17 protein-coding genes are annotated in these 17090 nt (G+C 65.4%); 15 read left to right on the top strand and 2 right to left on the bottom strand.

Translation table 11 applies throughout. From position 1 onward, the window contains the following. From tsf to lpxA, 12 genes are all read left to right on the top strand, one after another. A complete protein-coding gene (gene tsf, locus THITH_RS10120; protein ID WP_006748220.1) occupies nt 1–870 on the top strand; it encodes a translation elongation factor Ts in 870 nt (289 codons plus the stop codon). 85 nt (nt 871–955) lie between these two features. Next, nucleotides 956–1690 carry a UMP kinase gene (pyrH, locus tag THITH_RS10115; RefSeq protein WP_006748221.1) on the top strand — a complete coding sequence of 245 codons (735 nt, stop codon included), beginning with the start codon at nt 956–958 and terminating at the stop codon, nt 1688–1690. After that, nucleotides 1687–2244 carry a ribosome recycling factor gene (gene frr, locus THITH_RS10110; protein WP_006748222.1) on the top strand — a complete coding sequence of 186 codons (558 nt, stop codon included), beginning with the start codon at nt 1687–1689 and terminating at the stop codon, nt 2242–2244. The genes pyrH and frr overlap by 4 nt, the downstream gene beginning before the upstream one ends. Next, nucleotides 2241–2996, top strand: coding sequence for a polyprenyl diphosphate synthase (uppS, locus tag THITH_RS10105; protein WP_006748223.1), 756 nt, complete (start codon nt 2241–2243; stop codon nt 2994–2996). The genes frr and uppS overlap by 4 nt, the downstream gene beginning before the upstream one ends. Further along, complete coding sequence (locus tag THITH_RS10100; RefSeq protein ID WP_006748224.1) at nt 2989–3825, top strand: phosphatidate cytidylyltransferase; 837 nt, start codon at nt 2989–2991, stop codon at nt 3823–3825. Before uppS ends, THITH_RS10100 begins: the two co-directional genes overlap by 8 nt. 1 nt (nt 3826) lies before the next feature. After that, nucleotides 3827–5026, top strand: coding sequence for a 1-deoxy-D-xylulose-5-phosphate reductoisomerase (gene ispC / locus THITH_RS10095; protein WP_006748225.1), 1200 nt, complete (start codon nt 3827–3829; stop codon nt 5024–5026). 12 nt (nt 5027–5038) lie between these two features. After that, on the top strand, nt 5039–6400 hold the full coding sequence (gene rseP / locus THITH_RS10090; RefSeq protein ID WP_006748226.1) for an RIP metalloprotease RseP: 1362 nt from the start codon (nt 5039–5041) through the stop codon (nt 6398–6400). A 39-nt stretch (nt 6401–6439) separates the two neighbouring features. Then, nucleotides 6440–8725: an outer membrane protein assembly factor BamA gene (gene bamA / locus THITH_RS10085; RefSeq protein WP_006748227.1), complete on the top strand. Its 2286-nt coding sequence runs from the start codon at nt 6440–6442 to the stop codon at nt 8723–8725. A 271-nt stretch (nt 8726–8996) separates the two neighbouring features. Further along, nucleotides 8997–9509, top strand: a complete 513-nt coding sequence (locus THITH_RS10080; protein ID WP_006748228.1) for an OmpH family outer membrane protein — start codon at nt 8997–8999, stop codon at nt 9507–9509. Next, a complete protein-coding gene (lpxD, locus tag THITH_RS10075; RefSeq protein WP_006748229.1) occupies nt 9475–10512 on the top strand; it encodes a UDP-3-O-(3-hydroxymyristoyl)glucosamine N-acyltransferase in 1038 nt (345 codons plus the stop codon). The genes THITH_RS10080 and lpxD overlap by 35 nt, the downstream gene beginning before the upstream one ends. Before the next feature lie 67 nt (nt 10513–10579). Continuing rightward, nucleotides 10580–11038, top strand: coding sequence for a 3-hydroxyacyl-ACP dehydratase FabZ (fabZ, locus tag THITH_RS10070; RefSeq protein ID WP_006748230.1), 459 nt, complete (start codon nt 10580–10582; stop codon nt 11036–11038). Beyond that, entirely contained in the window at nt 11035–11814 is a 780-nt protein-coding gene (gene lpxA, locus THITH_RS10065) for an acyl-ACP--UDP-N-acetylglucosamine O-acyltransferase (protein WP_006748231.1), read from the top strand. The genes fabZ and lpxA overlap by 4 nt, the downstream gene beginning before the upstream one ends. Nucleotides 11815–11994: 180 nt before the next feature. Here lpxA and THITH_RS10060 read toward each other — a convergent pair whose 3' ends face one another. Both THITH_RS10060 and THITH_RS10055 read right to left on the bottom strand, forming a co-directional pair. Further along, nucleotides 11995–12657 (bottom strand): HEAT repeat domain-containing protein, encoded by a 663-nt coding sequence (locus THITH_RS10060; protein WP_006748232.1) that lies wholly within the window; start codon nt 12655–12657, stop codon nt 11995–11997. Nucleotides 12658–12693: 36 nt separating this feature from the next. Next, on the bottom strand, nt 12694–15174 hold the full coding sequence (locus THITH_RS10055; RefSeq protein ID WP_006748233.1) for a glycogen/starch/alpha-glucan phosphorylase: 2481 nt from the start codon (nt 15172–15174) through the stop codon (nt 12694–12696). A 325-nt stretch (nt 15175–15499) separates the two neighbouring features. On the opposite strand from THITH_RS10055, the gene THITH_RS10050 reads away from it, so the two are divergent. The 3 genes from THITH_RS10050 to THITH_RS10040 all read left to right on the top strand — a co-directional run bounded on the left by THITH_RS10050 (nt 15500) and on the right by THITH_RS10040 (nt 16985). Continuing rightward, complete coding sequence (locus THITH_RS10050; RefSeq protein WP_006748234.1) at nt 15500–15865, top strand: NADH-quinone oxidoreductase subunit A; 366 nt, start codon at nt 15500–15502, stop codon at nt 15863–15865. A 148-nt stretch (nt 15866–16013) separates the two neighbouring features. After that, nucleotides 16014–16508, top strand: coding sequence for an NADH-quinone oxidoreductase subunit B (locus THITH_RS10045; protein WP_006748236.1), 495 nt, complete (start codon nt 16014–16016; stop codon nt 16506–16508). 3 nt (nt 16509–16511) lie between these two features. Beyond that, a complete protein-coding gene (locus tag THITH_RS10040; protein WP_006748237.1) occupies nt 16512–16985 on the top strand; it encodes an NADH-quinone oxidoreductase subunit C in 474 nt (157 codons plus the stop codon). Nucleotides 16986–17090 lie beyond the last annotated feature (105 nt).

The raw sequence follows: 17090 nt of genomic DNA, 5'->3' as shown, positions 1-17090 counted from the left end.
ATGCAGATTTCTGCTGCTTTAGTCAAAGAACTGCGCGAGCGCACCGGCGCCGGCATGATGGAGTGCAAGAAGGCCCTCACGGAGACCCAGGGCGACATCGAGGGCGCGATCGAACTGATGCGCAAGTCCGGCCAGGCCAAGGCCGACAAGAAAGCCGGGCGGATCGCCGCCGAGGGCCGCATCGAGATCGCGGTGCAGGGGTCCGATGCGGTGATCATCGAGGTCAATTCCGAGACCGACTTCGTCGCCAAGGACGACAGCTTCCGCGCGTTTGCGGCCGCCTGCGCAGAGGCGGCGCTGGCATCGGGTGCATCCGACGTCGCGTCGCTGATGGCGGTCGACGTCGACGGCCAGAGCCTCGAGGAGCGGCGTGCGGCGCTGATCGCGAAGATCGGCGAGAACATTCAAGTGCGCCGTTTCGAGCGCGTGCAAAGCCCCGGGCCGTTGGGCGCCTACCTGCACGGCAACCGGATCGGCGTGCTGGTCAGTCTCTCCGGCGGCGACGAGGATCTGGCGAAGGACGTGGCGATGCACATCGCGGCCAGTCGTCCGGTCTGTGTCGATTCCGACCAGGTGCCGGCGGAAACCGTCGAGAAGGAACGCGACATCTTTCGGGCCCAGGCGCTGGATTCCGGCAAGCCGGCCGAAATCGTCGAGAAGATGGTGGAAGGCCGGATCCGCAAGTTTCTCTCCGAGATCACGCTGGTCGGTCAGCCTTTCGTGAAGAACCCGGACCAGACGGTCGGGCAGCTGCTGCAGGACCGCGGCGCCACGGCCGCGGGCTTCGTGCGCTATGAAGTCGGCGAAGGCATTGAGAAGAAAGTCGAGAACTTCGCCGAGGAGGTCATGGCCCAGGCCCGGGGCGCGTAACGCTCCCCCCGGGCACCCGACGGGCGGCGCACGCCGCCCCGTTCCGACGCTACCCTAGAGTTTCCGTTCGCCATCGAGGAGCACCATGAATCAGGAAGGCCGGCCGGCTTACAGGCGCATACTTCTCAAGCTGAGCGGTGAGGCCTTCATGGGAGCCCAGGAGTACGGCGTCGACCCGGCCGTGCTCGACCAGGTGGCGCAGGAAGTGGCGGAACTCTCGGCGCTCGGAGTCGAGGTCGGGATCGTGATCGGCGGCGGCAATATCTTCCGCGGCGCCGGTCTGGCCAAGGGCGGAATGGACCGGGTCACTGGCGATCACATGGGCATGCTGGCCACGGTGATCAACGCGCTGGCGCTGCAGGATGCGATCGAGCGGACCGGCCGCTTCTGCCGGGTGATGTCGGCGATCCGGATCAACCAGGTCTGCGAGGACTACATCCGGCGCCGCGCGGTGCGGCATCTGGAGAAGGGGCGTATCGTGGTGTTTGCGGCCGGGACGGGCAATCCCTTCTTCACCACCGATTCGGCCGCGGCGCTGCGCGCGATCGAGATCAACGCGGACCTGATGATCAAGGCGACCAAGGTCGACGGCGTCTACGACGCCGATCCGATGCAGCGCAGCGACGCCCGGCGTTTCGAGCGACTGAGCTTCGACGAGGCGCTGGAACGCCGCCTGGGCGTGATGGATACCACCGCTCTGGTGATGTGCCGGGACAACCGGCTGCCACTGCGAGTGATGAACATGTTTGCCAAGGGTGACCTGCGGCGCCTGGTGATGGGCGAGCCGGTGGGGACTCTGGTCGAGGGGACCATTCAATGACGGAAGCCATCTTCAACGACGCCAGTCAGCGCATGGACAAGTCGCTCGAGGCACTGCGCTCGGAGTTCACCAAGATCCGCACCGGGCGTGCCCACTCGAGCCTGCTCGACCACGTGGTGGTCGAGTATTACGGATCGGAGGTGCCGATCAACCAGGTCGCAAACGTCAACGTCGAAGACGCCCGGACGCTGACCGTGACGCCGTGGGAACGGAATATGGTGGGCAAGGTCGAGAAGGCGATCATGACCTCTGACCTGGGCCTGAATCCGGCGACGGTCGGGACGGTGATCCGGGTGCCGCTACCGGTGCTGACCGAGGAGCGGCGGCGCGATCTGGTGAAGGTCGTTCGCGGCGAGGCCGAGCACGCGCGGGTGGCGATCCGCAACATCCGGCGCGATGCGAACCACTCGCTGAAGCAGCTGGTCAAGGACAAGGAAATCTCCGAGGACGAGGAACGGCGCGCCGAGGAGCGGATCCAGAAGCTGACCGACCAGCACGTGGCCCGCATCGACGAGATGCTGGCCGAGAAGGAAGCGGAGTTGATGGAGGTTTGAGCGCCTCGGCCCCGCAGTCCGCCGATGCTGCACCGGCCGCCGGGCGGGCGCCGGCTCATGTGGCCATCATCATGGACGGCAACGGCCGCTGGGCCCATGCCCGTGGGCTCTCGCGCAGCGAGGGGCACCGGGAAGGGCTGAAGGCGACCCGCCGCGCGGTCGAGTTCTTCGCGAATCGCGGGGTCCGGGCACTGACGCTCTTTGCGTTCAGCAGCGAAAACTGGCAACGGCCCCAAAGCGAAGTGGACGCCCTGTTCGACCTGTTCGTGACTGCGATCGAGGCCGAACTTCCGGAGCTTTCCGAGAAGGGAATCCGTTTGCGCTTCATCGGCGAACGCGCGGATTTCCCGCAGCCGCTGCAGCAGCGCATGGCCGAAGCCGAGGCCGCGACCGCGGAGAACGAGGTGATGACGCTGGTGGTGGCGCTAGGCTACGGCGGACGCTGGGATATCCTGCAGGCGGCCCAGCGCTGGCTGCGCGACAGTCCGGGCGATGCCCCCGATCCCGAACGCTTCGAAGACTACCTGAGCACGGCAGGTCTGCCGCCGGTGGATATGCTGATTCGCACGGGTGGCGAACAGCGCATCAGCAACTTCCTGCTTTGGCAGTCCGCCTATGCCGAGCTCGTTTTCCTGGATGCGCTCTGGCCCGACGTTACGGAACAGGAACTGAGCGGAACCCTGGAAACCTACCTGAAGCGCCAGCGCCGGTTCGGCCGAACCCCGCATCAAGCCGAGGCGGGAAATGCTTAAGCAGCGGATCCTGACGGCGCTGGCGATCATCGTCCCCGTATTCCTGCTGATCGCATTCGCGCCGAGCGGGCTGGTCGCCGGTTTCGTGCTGCTGGTGATCGCGCTGGGTGCCTTCGAATGGGCGCGGCTCGGCAGTTTCGAAGGGCAGGGGGCGCGGGTCGCGTTTGCCGTGCTGGTGCTGGCGGTTCCGGCCGGGCTGCTGCTGATCTGGGGCGATGCCGGCTGGACCGGGTTCCACGCCTGGGTGCTCGCGCTCGGAGTGGTCTGGTGGGGCCTGGTATTCCTTGGGCTGCCGGCCTACCGTCCCGGGCTCGGTGCGCGACGGTGGGGCCGCTGGCTGTTGCGTGGCGCGGCCTTTCCGACGCTGGCACCGGCGGCGCTGGCCCTGATCTGGTTGCACGACAGTGCACCGATGCTGGTGATCTATCTGATCCTGCTGGTGGCGGCCGCGGATACCGGGGCATTTTTCATCGGTCGGCGTTTCGGCCGCAGCCCGCTGGCACCGGACATCAGTCCCGGCAAGACGCGCGAGGGCCTGCTCGGTGCGCTGGCCGCGACGCTCCCGGTCGCGCTGATCGGTGCCTGGGCGTTCGGGCTGCAGGCAATGGATGCGCTGGTGTTCGTATTGCTGGGGATCGTCGTTGCACTGGTTTCGGTGGCCGGCGATCTCCAGGAGAGCGTGCTGAAGCGCGAGGCGGGCGCCAAGGACAGCGGGATGCTGCTGCCCGGGCATGGCGGAATCCTCGATCGGGTCGACAGCCTGACCGCGGCAGCGCCGGTGTTTGCCGCCGGGTTGCTGTGGACCGCGCTGTTTGCGCAGGGGGGCTAGCGTGCCGCGGGAACGGGTGACGATCCTCGGGTCGACGGGCAGCATCGGCGTGAATACGCTCGATGTGCTGGCGCGCCAGCACGACCGTTTCGAAGTGCACGCGCTGACCGCGCGGTCGAACGTCGAGCGGCTTGCCGAACAATGCCTCGAGCACCGCCCGGCCGTGGCGGTGATGGTCGATCCCGAGGCTGGTGCGGCACTGCGCGATCTGCTGGCGCGAGCCGGCAGCCGCACCGAGGTTCGGGTGGGTGCTCCCGCGCTGGCAGCTGTCGCCGCGGCGCCGGAGGTCGAGATCGTAATGGCCGCGATCGTCGGCGGCGCGGGATTGTTGCCGACGCTGGCCGCGGCCGAGGCAGGCAAGCGGCTGCTGCTGGCGAACAAGGAAGCGCTGGTGATGTCCGGCGCGTTGCTGATCGATGCGGTTGCGCGCAGCGGCGCTCGGCTGTTGCCGGTGGACAGCGAGCACAATGCGATCTTCCAATGTCTGCCCGCCGGCTATCGCTGTGCCGACCCGGTGCATCCCCATGGCGTGCAGCAGATCTGGCTGACCGCGTCCGGCGGCCCGTTCCGGGAGCGTCTGCTGGAGACGTTTCACTCCATCACGCCGGACGAGGCCTGTGCCCACCCGAACTGGGATATGGGCCGCAAGATTTCCGTGGATTCGGCGACGATGATGAACAAGGGTCTCGAAGTGATCGAGGCGCGCTGGCTCTTTGCCCTGGAAGCGGATGCGATCCGGGTGGTGTTGCATCCGCAAAGCATCGTGCACTCGATGGTGGCCTATGCCGATGGCTCGGTGCTGGCCCAACTCGGCCAGCCGGATATGCGTACGCCGATTGCGCACGCGCTCGCCTGGCCGGGGCGAATGGCGTCCGGGGTGGATGCGCTGGATCTGTTGAGTGTCGGCCGGCTCGATTTCGCCGAGCCTTCGCCCGAACGCTTTCCTTGCCTGGGGCTGGCCTATCGGGCGCTGGCAGCGGGTGGGACCGCGACGACGGTGCTGAATGCGGCGAACGAGGTGGCGGTGGCGGCTTTCCTGGAAGGAAAAATCCCGTTCACCGCGATCGCCCGCGTGATCGACGACGCCCTGTCCGCAATCCCGGTCGAGCCGGCGGATTCGCTGGAGCGGATTCTTGCGTTGGATGCCCGGGCGCGGGACTATGCTTGGGAATCCGTTGCGGGTGCTGCCGCCGAGCCATGACCGACTGAAGCCATGACGATCCTGACCAGTCTCGCCGCGTTCATCGTGGCCATCGGCGTTCTCGTGACCGTGCACGAGTACGGCCATTACCTGGCGGCCCGACTGATGGGCGTCAAGGTGCTGCGTTTTTCCGTCGGCTTTGGCAAGCCCATCTATCGCCGCCTGTTCGGCCGCGATCGCACCGAGTTCGTGGTGGCGGCCATCCCGCTCGGCGGCTACGTGAAGATGCTCGATGAGCGCGAGGCTCCGGTTCCGGAGCGCGAAGCCGGGCGGGCGTTCAACCGCAAGTCTCTGGCTGCGCGCAATTTCGTGATCGTTGCCGGACCGGCCGCGAACTTCCTGTTCGCGATGGTCGCCTATGCGCTGATGTTCATGATCGGCGTCCCCGGGCTGAAGCCGGTCGTCGGGGAGGTGGAACCGGGAAGCGCGGCGGCCGCCGCCGGGTTGCAGCTCGGTGACGAGATCCAGATGGTCGGCCGACACCGGGTCCAGGATTGGGATCAGGCCAATCTGCGGCTGCTCGACCACGCGGTTCGCGCCGACGAGGTGTCAGTGGTCGTGATCGACCGCGACGGCCACGAACGGGTGCGCAGTATCGTGCTGGAGAATCGCCGCGAACTGCTCGGTGAGGGCCAGTTTCTTGCGCGCCTGGGCCTGAGTCCCTTCCGGCCGGCGCTGGAGCCGCTGATCGGGAGTGTCGAGCGCGGCAGTCCGGCCGCGGAGGGCGGGCTGCAACCCGGGGATCGCGTCGTCAGTGTCGATGGCGACGCCGTCGAGACCTGGGACGCCTGGGTTGGAGCCATCCAGGCGGCTCCAGGAAGGCCACTCGAGCTGCGGGTGATCCGGAACGGCGACATGGTCGAACTGACCGTGATTCCCGCCGAGGTCGAGACCGACGGCGAGCGGCACGGGCGGATCGGGGCCGGGGTCGATGCCGACCAGCCGCAGTTGCGGGAGATCTCGACGCTGGTGCGCCTGGGGCCGGTGGACGGGATGGTGGCCGGCGTGGCCCGGACCTGGGAAGTCAGCATCCTGACCCTGCGGGTACTCGGACGGATGATCGTGGGCGACGCGTCGGTCAAAAATATCGCAGGACCGGTTACAATCGCCGAGTTCGCGGGCATGACCGCGATCATCGGCATCACGGCCTTCCTCGGGTTTCTTGCGCTGGTCAGTGTCTCGCTCGGCATCATCAACCTCCTGCCGATTCCGGTGCTGGATGGCGGCCACCTGATGTTCAATCTGGCGGAGTGGATCAAGGGCAGTGCGGTCTCCGAGCGGACACAGCTGATCGGCCAGCAGCTCGGGTTGGTGGCCATCGCTGCGCTGATGATGCTGGCGCTGTACAACGACATCACGCGCCTGTTCGGCTAGCCCGGGCGGCGCTTGGGTTCCATCGACCTGGCGACAGATATGACGCGATACCTATTGCAGACCTTGACGCTTTGCGGACTGCTGCTGGCGTCCGGGATGGCTTGGGCACAGTCCTACGTGATCGAGGATATCGAGATCGAGGGACTCGAGCGGATCACCGCCGGAACGACGCTGACCTACCTGCCCGTTCAGGTCGGCGATACATTCGACGATGCGCGCAGCCCCGAGGTGATCCGCGCACTGTTTCAGACGGGTTTTTTCAGCGACGTCGAAGTGGCGCGCCGCGGCGACGTTCTGGTCGTGATCGTGCAGGAGCGACCGGCGATCAACGAGATCCGCTTTTCGGGTAACCGCGATATCCCGACCGATGCGCTGACCGACGCGCTGCAGGGGGTCGGTTTGCAGCGCGGGCGGGTGTTCAACCGCACGATCCTGGATCGGATCGAAAACGAGCTGCGGCAGCAGTATCTCGCGCGCGGGCGCTACAACGTGCAGATCGACATCGAGATCACCGAACTGCCCCGCAACCGGGTCGACGTGGACATCACGATCGCGGAAGGCCAGGTGGCCCGGATCCGCGAAGTGAACATCGTGGGCAACGAGGCCTTCGACGACCGCAGCCTGACCCGGCGCTTCGAGTCGGGTGTCCCGCGCTGGTGGGCCTTTCTGAGCCGGCGCGACCACTATTCCCGGCAGAAACTTTCGGGCGACCTGGAGAAGCTGCGGTCGCATTATCTGGACGAGGGGTTCCTGAATTTCGACGTCGATTCCACCCAGGTGACGCTGACCCCCGACCGCAAGGATATCTACATCACGATCAACGTCGACGAGGGCGCTCAGTATCGAATCGGAGCGGTGGACCTCGCAGGCGACCTGATTTTGCCGGCCGAGGAACTGCGCGAACTGATCGAGGTGCAGCCCGGTGAAGTGTTCTCCCGCCGCGAGGTGGTGGAATCGGCCGAGCGTATCTCCCGTCGGCTGACCACCGAAGGGTTCGCGTTTGCCAACGTGAATCCGGTCCCGGAGGTCGACGAGGAGACACGCGAAGTGGCGCTGACGTTCTTCGTCGACCCGGGTCCGCGCGTATACGTGCGCCGCATCACCATCACTGGCAACAGCCGCACGCTGGAGTCGGTGTATCGCCGTGAGCTGCGCCAAATGGAAGGGGCCTGGTTCAACGGCGACCAGATCGACCGGTCCCGGGTCCGCGTGCAGCGGCTCCCGTTCGTCGAGAGCGTGAACATCGAGACGCGCCGGGTGGCCGGGAGCGAGGACGAAGTCGATCTCGAAATCGCGGTGACCGAGCGCATGTCCGGGGCCTTGTCCCTCGGCGCGGGGTACTCCCAGAACCAGGGGCTTCTGCTCACCGGGAGCCTCAGTCAGGACAATTTCCTCGGCAGTGGCAACCGGGTCACGATCTCGCTCAGCCGCAGCGACGTTTCGCAGATGGTGAATTTCAGCGTGCTGAACCCGCATTACACGATCCACGGTGCAAGCCGGGGATTCTCGGTGTTCTACCAGGAGATCGACGCCGAGGAGGCCAATATCTCGCGGTTCGCGGCAAACCGCTTCGGTGGCGATGTGACCTACGGGATTCCACTGTCCGAATTCGGAACCCTGACGATCCAGCCCGGCTTCGAGAATGTCGAGATCGTCACGGTCGCGGACACTCCCGGGGAGATCCTTGATTTCATCGATCGCGAGGGCAACCAATACAATCTGTTGTCGACCGAGGTGTCCTATACCTACGATACCCGGGACAGCGTCATCTTCGCGGCGTCCGGCCGGCGGCACCGGGTCGGTGCGGAACTGGTCCTCCCGGGCAGTGACCTGCAGTACTATCGGCTGAGCTATTCGGGTCAGGAGATCTTCAAACTCTCCGATAGCTATTCGCTCAGCCTGTCCGCCCGCCTTGGGTATGGCGACGGCTATGGCAGTACTGACGAGCTGCCGTTTTTCGAGCACTACTTCGCTGGCGGCATCCGTACCGTGCGGGGGTTCAAGGACAATAGCCTCGGACCACGTGACAGCAATGACGATCCCTACGGCGGCAGTTTCCGCACCACCGGTTCCGTAGAGTTGTTCTTCCCATTGCCGTTTGCCGCGGACAACGACGCGGTGCGCATGAGTTCCTTTGTCGATGCCGGACAGGTGTTCGCAAGCGTCGACGATTTCGAGGCTGACGAACTGCGGGTGTCGGCCGGTCTGGCCATGACTTGGATGTCTCCGGTCGGCCCGCTGAGCCTGAGTTACGGTGTGCCGCTACGAGAGAAAGACGGCGATGAAACGCAGAGCGTGCAGTTCCTCTTGGGCGCCGCGTTCTAGTGGGCCATGCGGGCAGTTCGGTGACTATGGAGCACAGCCAGAAGCGATCTGATGCCGAACTTTCCGCAAGAAGCCTGTCATTGCGAGCGAAGCGCAGCGAGCCAAGCGGCGCCGGCCGAATCCGTGCCTCGTGGATCGCGACGTCCCGCCACGCTGAACTCGCGGCTCAACGCCTCACTCCTCGCGATGACAAGGTACTCAGCGCTTTCCGAGAGAAGCGCGGTCGAATGCCGGGTACGACCGTTTTTTCGTCCATGTGGCAGGAGGGGGCATGAAGACATTGACCGCCATCGTCGCCAGTGCACTGGTCTATGGTGCGGTGTTGTGGCCGGGAATCGTGGCGGCACAGAATGTAGCCTTCGTCACGATGAACCGGATCCTGGAGGACTCGCCTCAGGCAGCGCAGGCTATGCGCGAACTCGAACGCGAGTTCTCCCCGCGGGACTCGCAGCTGGTGGCCGAACGCGAGGAGCTGCAGAAGCTGCGGGACCGGCTCGAGCGCGAGGGTGAGCTGATGAGCGCCAACCAGCGGGCGGACCTGGAGCGCGAGTTCACCGCGCGCTCGCGCGAATTCCGCAGGGCGCAGGAAAGCTTTACCGAAGATCTGAACGTTCGGCGCAACGAGGAACTCGCGAAGCTCCAGCGAATGATCAACGATGCGATCATCGAACTGGCCCGGGAACGCGACATCGACCTGATCCTTACCGAACGCAACGTGTTGTATGCCAGCGAACGGATCGACATAACCGATGACATCATCGCCGCGATGCAGCGTCTCCCGTGACCGCGGGCTCACGGCACGGGAACTGGGCGAGTTTCTCGGCGGACGGATCCTCGGATCGCCCGAACGCCGCGGTTTCCGCCTGGCGCCGCTGGTTCGGGCGGGCGACGGCGACATCTCCTATGTGACCACGCGGCACCACCTTGCGGCGCTGAATGCGGCGACGGGCGTGATCGTACTGCTGCGGGATGGCCTGGTCGCGCCGGAGGAACTCGATACGTCCTGCCGCAGCGTCGTGCTGGTCGCGAATCCGCATGCCGCCTTCGGCCGGTTGAGCACGCTGCTGTACCGAAGGCGCCCGGTGGATCCCGGCGTCGAGGCCGGCGCATGGATCCACCCCGACGCGGTGGTCGACCCGTCCGCTCGTGTCTGCTCCGGCGCCCGGATCGGCGCAGGTTCCCGGATCGGCGCCCGTGTATACATCGGTGCGGGTACCGTCGTCGGCGACGATGTCGCGGTGGGAGCCGATGGCTATGTGTACGCCAACTGCTCGATTCTGGACGGCGTCCGGATAGGAACCGGCGTGATCATCCAGCCCGGTGCGGTGATCGGTGCCGACGGCTTCGGGTTTGCCGCGGATCAGGGCGAATGGGTCAAGGTCGAGCAGCTGGGCAGTGTGATTATCGGCAACGGCGTCGAGATCGGGGCCAACACCACCATCGACCGCGGGGCGCTGGACGACACCGTGATCGGCAACGGCGTCAAGATTGATAATCTGGTCCACATCGCTCATAACGTTCGCGTCGGGGACCATACCGCGATCGCGGGTTGTGCCGGGATCGCGGGAAGCGCGGAAATCGGGAAGCACTGCGCAATCGGTGGGGGAGCCGGTATACTCGGGCATCTCCAGATTGCCGACCACGTGACCATCCATGCCATGACACTGGTGACGCGGTCGATCCCCCGTCCTGGGCATTACGCCTCGGGTGTGCCGCATCAGGAGGCCCGGGCCTGGAATTTCAGTCTGGCCGCACTGCGGAGGCTGGGTCGCCGCAAGCGGCAGTGATCTGGGCCTGCAGGGGAGGGGGTGCCGCCGGCACCGGAATCCAGAACCAGAAAAAGGGAACGATCACGTGGACGGTCTGAGCATTCTTGAGGTGATGCGCTATCTTCCGCATCGCTATCCTTTTCTCCTCGTGGACCGGGTGACCGATTACGAACCGGGCCGCTATCTGGCGGCGATCAAGAACGTCAGCTTCAACGAGCCCTATTTCCAGGGGCATTTCCCGGTCAAGCCGGTGATGCCCGGCGTGCTGATCCTCGAGGCGCTGGCTCAGGCAACCGGCCTGCTCGCCTTCAAGACCGAGGAACACCGAGGCGTCAATCAGGACAAGCAGCAACTGTACTTGTTCGTCGGAATCGACCAGGCGCGGTTCCGCCGCCAGGTAGAGCCGGGCGACCAGCTGCTGCTGCGGGTCGAGCACGTGCGTACCGTTCGCGGCATATGGCGCTTTACTGCCGAGGCGCATGTGGGCGAGGAGCTTTGTGCATCCGCCGACCTGATGTGTGCAGGGAAGGAAATCGACGCATGATCGACCCCCGCGCCGACGTGCATCCGAGCGCCGAGATCGACTCTACGGCGCATGTCGGGGCCTTCACGGTGATCGGTGCGAACGTGCGGATTGGAAGTGACACCTGGGTTGGGCCGCACGTGGTGATACAGGGCCCGACGGAGATCGGGCGCGAGAACCGGATTTACCAGTTTGCCTCGATCGGCGAGGCGCCCCAGGATCGCAGCTACCGCGGCGAGCCGACGCGCCTGGTGATCGGCGACCGGAACGTGATCCGGGAATGTGCGACCCTGAGCCGCGGAACCGAAAGAGGCCGGGGGGAGACCGTGATCGGGCACGACAATCTGATCATGGCCTACGTGCACATCGCCCATGACTGCATCATCGGCAACGACGTGATCTTTTCGAATGCGGCCTCGCTCGCCGGCCATGTCGAGGTCCAGGATGGCTGTACCCTGGGCGGGTTCACGCTGGTACACCAGTTCTGCCGGGTCGGAGCCCATGCATTCACCAGCATGGGAGCCGCGCTGAACCGCGATCTGCCCCCGTACTGCCTTGCCAGCGGCAACTATGCCCGGCTGATCGGCATCAACAAGGTCGGGCTGCGCCGCAAGGGCTTTGCGGAGGAAAGCATTCACGCGCTGCACCGGGCCTTCACCGAGGTTCTGCGGGGACGCAGCGATCGCAAGACCCGCATCGCAAGCCTGCTGGCCGAGACCGACGTGGCCGAGGTCAGGCGGCTGCTGGAGTTCATCCAGACCAGCGCGCGCGGCATTCTGCGCGCAGGACGTAGCTGACGATCCGGGCGCTGCGTGCCGTCCCGAGCAAGGAAGATCGGCCACGGAAGAACACGGACACCACGGAAGATGAAACGGATCAAACCCTTTCTCCGTGTCTCTCTGTGCTTTCCGTGGCTCGCCCTATTGCGGTTGCACAGTGGCCGCCGCCCCTGACCGTCAGCGGGTCTCCCGCGCCGGTTATGCGTTGGTCAGCATCTCCAGCGCGTCGACCGCGGTCTCGCGCACCTCGGGATCCGGATCGTCCGTGCAGGCTTCGACCCACCCGATGGCCTCGGTCGAGCCGGTCAGGGCCAGCGCGTGGCAGCCATCGGCGCGTACCCGGGGCTCCCGATGCTGGGTGAGCGGGGCGAGCGACTCCGCCAGCCCTGCCAGCATGCCCGAATCCTGCAGCTCCTCGAAGGTTGCCATGACCCCGATCCGGACGCTGAGCCCGGTGTCCCCGTCGCCGAGGAGATCCACCAACCGTTGCAGCAACGCGGGATCCTGTCGAACGCGCTCGGCCACCTGGGACCGGCGTCCGGTCGCGAGCAGGTCGGCCAGGTAGACCGTCATTCCGTGTTCCTCGCTCGCCAGCCGTGTCCAGTGCCGGAGCTCGTCCAGCGTGTGCAGCCCCGAAAGCTCGAACGGTCCGACGCGCGCCCATGGAACGGAGCGTACCGAGAGTTCCGACGCGACCGCTGGCTCGGTGGCGATGTTCACGACCTCGAGGCGCGACAGCGTGCCTTCCTTCACCAGGGTTCCCAGCCCCTCGAGCATCCCGGCGCAGTGCGGGCAGCCTGGTGCCACGAGCAGGAGTGCTCGCACCGAGGGGACGTCGTCGGTTGGGGCGTTCTGGGCCATCGATGGTTCCCGGCAGTCGGAGGACAGAATCACATCCTACGGCCTGATCGTGACCGGCTCCAGCCTCCAGATCTCGCGGCAGTACTCCTGCACCACCCGGTCGGAGGAGAAACGGCCGATACGTGCCACGTTCAGCATCGACATGCGCGTCCACGAGTCGGCATCCCGGAATGCCCGATCGACCCGGTCCTGGCAGTCGATATAGGACTGGAAGTCGGCCAGCAGCATGTAGTCGTCCTGTTGCAGCAGGTGATCGACGAGTGGCCGGAACAAAGCCCGGTCGCCGTGCGAGAAGAGGCCGTCCGCCAGTAGATCGATCGCCTCCCGCAGTACCGGATTCTCGCGGTAGCAATCGTAGGGGCAGTAGCCCGAACGCTTCCGTGCCTGTACCTCGGCGCTGGTCAGCCCGAACAGGAAAAAGTTCTCGGCACCGACTTCCTCCCGGATCTCGACGTTTGCACCGTCCAGGGTGCCGATGGTCAGTGCACCGTTCAGCGCGAACTTCATGTTGCCGGTGCCCGATGCCTCCATGCCGGCCAGCGAAATCTGTTCCGAGAGGTCGGCGGCCGGGTAGATTCGCTGGGCCACTTTGACGTTGAAATCCGGAACGAACACCACCCGCAACCGGTCGCGTACCGCCGGATCGCGATTGACCACTTCGCCTACCGAGTGGATCAGCTTGATGATCAGTTTGGCCATCTTGTAGCCGGGGGCCGCCTTGCCGCCGAACACGAAGGTGCGGGGTGCCGCGTCCAGTGTCGGATCCATCTTGATCCGGCTGTAAAGCGCGATGATGTGGAGCACGTTCAGGTGCTGGCGCTTGTATTCGTGAATCCGTTTCACCTGGATATCGAACATCGACTCGGGGTCGACCACGATTCCCGTTTGATCGGCCACGTACCGGGCCAGCGCACGCTTGCGCTCGAGCTTGATCCGTCGCCATTCGGGGTAGATCTCGCGCCGATGGGCATGGGGCTCGAGCAGACGCAACCGTTCGGCATCGGCGGCCCAGCCGGGACCAGCCACCCGTGACAGCAGTGCACAGAGATCGGGATTGCTCAGGTTGCCGAAACGGCGCGGCGAGATGCCATTGGTCTTGTTGTTGAACCGTTCGGGCCACAGGGTATGGAAGTCGCGCAGGACGGTGTCGGCCAGGAGTGCGGTATGCAGCCGCGCGACCCCGTTGATCGAGAAACTGCCGACACAGGCGAGATGCGCCATGCGCACGTAGCGGGGCCCGGTTTCGTCGATCAGCGACAGTCGCGTGGTCAGTGCCTCGTCATGCGGGAAGCGCATGCGCACCTCATCCAGGAAGTACTGGTTGATCTCCAGGATGATCTCGAGGTGCCGTGGCAGCGTCTCCTCGAAAAGAGTCAGCGACCACTTCTCCAGTGCTTCGGGCAACAGCGTGTGGTTGGTGTAGGCGAACGTGCGGCGGGTCAGATCCCAGGCCGACTCCCATTCCATACCATGCTTGTCGAGCAGCAGGCGCATCAGTTCCGCGACCGCAATGGCGGGATGGGTGTCGTTCAGCTGAACCACGAAACGCTGGGGAAAGCGGTCGAGGCCTTCACCGCCGGCCAGATGGATCCGGAGCATGTCCTGCAGGGAACACGATACGAACAGGTAGCCCTGGATCAGACGCAGGCGTTTTCCGGTCTCTGGCTCGTCGTTGGGGTACAGAACCCTGCTGATCGTCTCGGAGCGGATCTTTCTGCGCACCGCGCCTTGGTAGTCGCCGGCATTGAAGCTGCCGAAGTCGAACGATTCGGTCGCTTCCGCCGCCCAGAGGCGCAGCAGGTTGCTGTTGAATACGCCGTACCCGGGGATAGCCGTGTCGTGGGCCACGCCACGGATCGTCTCGCCCGGCACCCAGCGCACCCGCGTATGTCCGTGATGGTCCAAGTACCGTTCGGTGTGCCCGCCAAGCCCGATCTCGAACGCGATGTGCGGTCGGCGAAGTTCCCACGGATTGCCGTCACGCAGCCAGCTGTCGGAAACCTCGACCTGCCAGCCGTTGTCGATGCGCTGCCGAAAAATGCCGAATTCGTAGCGCAGGCCGTACCCGATTGCGGGTCTTTGCAGCGTCGCCAGCGAATCGAGATAGCAGGCGGCCAGGCGGCCGAGTCCGCCGTTGCCGAGTCCCGGTTCCGCCTCCTCCTCGATCAGATCGTCCAGCTCAAGCCCGACTCGGCGCACGGCCTCGCGGGTGTTGTCGAAAATGCCGAGGGCCAAGAGATTGTGTCCCAGTTGCGGACCGGGCAGGTACTCTGCCGACAGGTAGCACACGGTGCGGCTGCGTTCCTCCTTGTAGGTCTGTACGGTCCGGAGCCAGCGGTGCAGCAGGCGGTCGCGAACGGTGAACGCGAGTGCGCGGTAATAATCCTGCCGCGTGGCCACGGCTGGGAAGCGGCCGACCACGTAGAACAGGTTGTCGAGCAGCGCCCGGTGCAGCGCGTCGACGCTGAGCCCGGTTCGGGTGGGCTCGTGCTCTGTGAGGGGTCCAGTCTCATCCATGGTGGCTCCAGCAGATGCGAGGTTGCAGCACAGGGATCGCGGCCAGGCCGCCCGAGGCCGGTTTGCGTGCTCCAGAACCCCGGCGCGGCCTGTCCGAAAGTGTAGTCCCGATGCGGCACGCCTGGTGGTCCTCCGATCCCGGCGCAGTGTGCAGGACTCCGTATCGGTTGGTCCCTGTAGGGACTTGGAGCGCGGGATGGCCGGGTGAACAGCGGTGGATCGTGGCCGGAGAATCCCCTATGCTTGCCGCGAGTTCCGCAGGGTCGGGGCCAGGGGGCCTCGGGAGCCAACGCAACAAGAACGGAATGGGGGGCGGTGATTCGTCGTGAATCCGTACGCGATCTTCCTGCTGTACCTGCTCGCGATCCTCGGGTTTGTCGCGGTCACATTGCTGATGAACCGGATGCTGGGTCCGAAGCCGGTCGCGAGTGCGACCAAGCTCGAGCCGTTCGAGTGCGGTGCGGAGCCGGTGGACCGGCTGAACGTGAAGGCCGTCCCGGTGAAGTACTACGGCATCGCGGTGGTGTTCATTCTGTTCGAGCTCGAGACGGTGTTCCTGTTCCTGTGGGCGCTCGGCGCGCAGCCGCTGACCGGTACGCTGCTGCTGGTGTTCGGCTTCTTTCTGCTGCTACTGGTGCTGCTGGTGCTCTACGTGTGGAAATCCGGGCTCTTGGAGGACGTACGCGCATGACCGGATTTCCGAGCAGGGCGGAAAAGCGCAGCGTCATCCACCTTTCGGCACCGGGCCCGGTCTGCGGCGTTCGGGGTCATGCCCATTGCCGAGTGGCGGATGACGGCCTTCGGCCTTTTCCGCCCTACGCCTGGGTAGCGGGGATCTGATGAACGCGGCGCACGAAAAGACGGGGGCCTTCGAGTACCTGACCACGCGCAAGGACGAGCTGATCGGCTGGGCGCGCAAGTTCTCGCTGTTCCCGTACCCCTTCGTCACCGCCTGCTGCGCGATGGAGTTCATGTCGGTGAGCTCGACGATGTACGACACCGACCGCTTCGGGGCGGCATTGCCGCGCTTCTCGCCGCGCCAGTCGGACCTGCTGATGGTGGTCGGCACGATCACGCACAAGCAGGCGCCGATCCTGAAGCGGGTCTACGAGCAGATGTGCGAGCCCAAGTGGGTGATGGCGTTCGGTGTCTGCGCATCCAGCGGCGGCTTCTACCAGAACTACGCGGCATTGCAGGGCATCGACAAGATCATCCCGGTCGACGTGTACATCCCCGGCTGCCCGCCGCGGCCGGAATCGGTGATCGACGGCATCATGCAGCTGCAGGACAAGATCGCGAATTCCCGCCATCCGATCGTCAACGAGAAGTTCTAACCGATGAACAGCGAACTCCTGGAGCGCGTGCGCGAGCGGCTGTCCGGCGACGGACGCGACGCCGCTTTCTCCCATGGGCTGTTGGCGGTGCGGCTGCCGCGCGAGGCGCTGCTCGAGACCGTGCAGTTGCTGAAGGAGAGTTTCGGGTTCGACCTGTTTCTGGACGTGACGGCGGTCGACTGGCCGGACCGCGAGCCCCGCTTCGACGTGGTGTGGCATTTCTACTCGACGCGCGACCACGTGCGCGTGCGGCTGAAGACCGCCGTGAGCGCGGCGGATCCGGTGGTCGATTCGCTGGTTCCGCTCTATGGTTCGGCCGCGTTCATGGAACGCGAATGCCACGACATGTTCGGGATCCGCTTTCGCGGGAACGCCGACCTGCGCCCGATCCTGCTGTACGAGGGATTCCAGGGGCATCCGCTGCGCAAGGACTACCCGAAGGGCCGCGAACAGCCGCTGGTGAGGTACCGCGAATGACCCCGCCCGCCTCCAACGTAGGGCGGAAAAGGCCGAAGGCCGTCATCCGCCGCAGGGCGCCGGGGCGTGCCGGAGCGTGCGGTGCCCAGGTCGTGCGCCGCATGG

This window comes from Thioalkalivibrio paradoxus ARh 1 (assembly GCF_000227685.2).
GTDB classification, from domain to species: Bacteria; Pseudomonadota; Gammaproteobacteria; order Ectothiorhodospirales; family Ectothiorhodospiraceae; genus Thioalkalivibrio; species Thioalkalivibrio paradoxus.
The sequence above is the reverse complement of the archived record's forward strand: the minus strand, read 5'-3'. Positions and strand labels throughout refer to the sequence as shown.

Excerpts from the sequence above, each read along its gene's own strand:
- tsf (WP_006748220.1), top strand. The coding sequence starts at position 1 with ATGCAGATTTCTGCTGCTTTAGTCAAAGAACTGCGCGAGCGCACCGGC.
- pyrH (WP_006748221.1), top strand. The coding sequence starts at position 956 with ATGAATCAGGAAGGCCGGCCGGCTTACAGGCGCATACTTCTCAAGCTG.
- frr (WP_006748222.1), top strand. The coding sequence starts at position 1,687 with ATGACGGAAGCCATCTTCAACGACGCCAGTCAGCGCATGGACAAGTCG.
- THITH_RS10100 (WP_006748224.1), top strand. The coding sequence starts at position 2,989 with ATGCTTAAGCAGCGGATCCTGACGGCGCTGGCGATCATCGTCCCCGTA.
- rseP (WP_006748226.1), top strand. The coding sequence starts at position 5,039 with ATGACGATCCTGACCAGTCTCGCCGCGTTCATCGTGGCCATCGGCGTT.
- bamA (WP_006748227.1), top strand. The coding sequence starts at position 6,440 with ATGACGCGATACCTATTGCAGACCTTGACGCTTTGCGGACTGCTGCTG.
- THITH_RS10080 (WP_006748228.1), top strand. The coding sequence starts at position 8,997 with ATGAAGACATTGACCGCCATCGTCGCCAGTGCACTGGTCTATGGTGCG.
- lpxD (WP_006748229.1), top strand. The coding sequence starts at position 9,475 with ATGACATCATCGCCGCGATGCAGCGTCTCCCGTGACCGCGGGCTCACG.
- lpxA (WP_006748231.1), top strand. The coding sequence starts at position 11,035 with ATGATCGACCCCCGCGCCGACGTGCATCCGAGCGCCGAGATCGACTCT.
- THITH_RS10060 (WP_006748232.1), bottom strand. The coding sequence starts at position 12,657 with ATGGCCCAGAACGCCCCAACCGACGACGTCCCCTCGGTGCGAGCACTC.
- THITH_RS10055 (WP_006748233.1), bottom strand. The coding sequence starts at position 15,174 with ATGGATGAGACTGGACCCCTCACAGAGCACGAGCCCACCCGAACCGGG.
- THITH_RS10045 (WP_006748236.1), top strand. The coding sequence starts at position 16,014 with ATGAACGCGGCGCACGAAAAGACGGGGGCCTTCGAGTACCTGACCACG.
- THITH_RS10040 (WP_006748237.1), top strand. The coding sequence starts at position 16,512 with ATGAACAGCGAACTCCTGGAGCGCGTGCGCGAGCGGCTGTCCGGCGAC.